Origin of the sequence: Massilia frigida, from assembly GCF_011682175.1 — a bacterium.
Taxonomy (GTDB): domain Bacteria; phylum Pseudomonadota; class Gammaproteobacteria; order Burkholderiales; family Burkholderiaceae_D; genus Telluria_A; species Telluria_A frigida.
Map to the genome: position 1 here is coordinate 1 of NZ_WHJG01000171.1, position 534 is coordinate 534.

At 47.4% G+C, this 534-nt stretch carries 2 rRNA genes; both read right to left on the reverse strand.

Features of this window, described 5'->3' with window-relative positions:
• Positions 1 to 110, reverse strand: a 23S ribosomal RNA gene (locus tag F2P44_RS34540); the annotation flags it as partial.
• A 309-nt stretch (positions 111 to 419) separates the two neighbouring features.
• Positions 420 to 534: ribosomal RNA gene (locus F2P44_RS34545) — 16S ribosomal RNA — on the reverse strand; the annotation flags it as partial.

Genomic DNA, 534 nt, shown 5'->3' on the forward strand with positions numbered 1-534 from the left:
CTGCGGATCAAAGCTTGTTTGCTAGCTCCCCGCAGCTTATCGCAAGCTACTACGTCCTTCGTCGCCTGTAATCGCCAAGGCATCCACCATGTGCACTTATTCGCTTGTCCCTATAACGTTAGCCTCTGATCCGAAGATCAAAGAGCGTTACAGAGATAAGAAAGTACAGCGTTGTTGCTTTGTTTTGATACATACAATCACTACCCATCGTCTGACCTGTCGGTCAAACGATTAAAACTTTACTTCTTCCAGATTGTTAAAGAACGAAACAGCTTTTAATCTCTGAAAGATCAAACCTGAACATTGATGCTCAGGTTTGATCTTTCAAACGCTGTTCTTCTTGATTGACAGCCGATAAGTGTGGACGCTTGATGAATTGGGGCTCTATAGCCAGACTCGGCGTCCCCGTGCAACTCTAGAAAGGAGGTGATCCAGCCGCACCTTCCGATACGGCTACCTTGTTACGACTTCACCCCAGTCACGAATCCTACCGTGGTAAGCGCCCCCCTTGCGGTTAAGCTACCTACTTCTGGT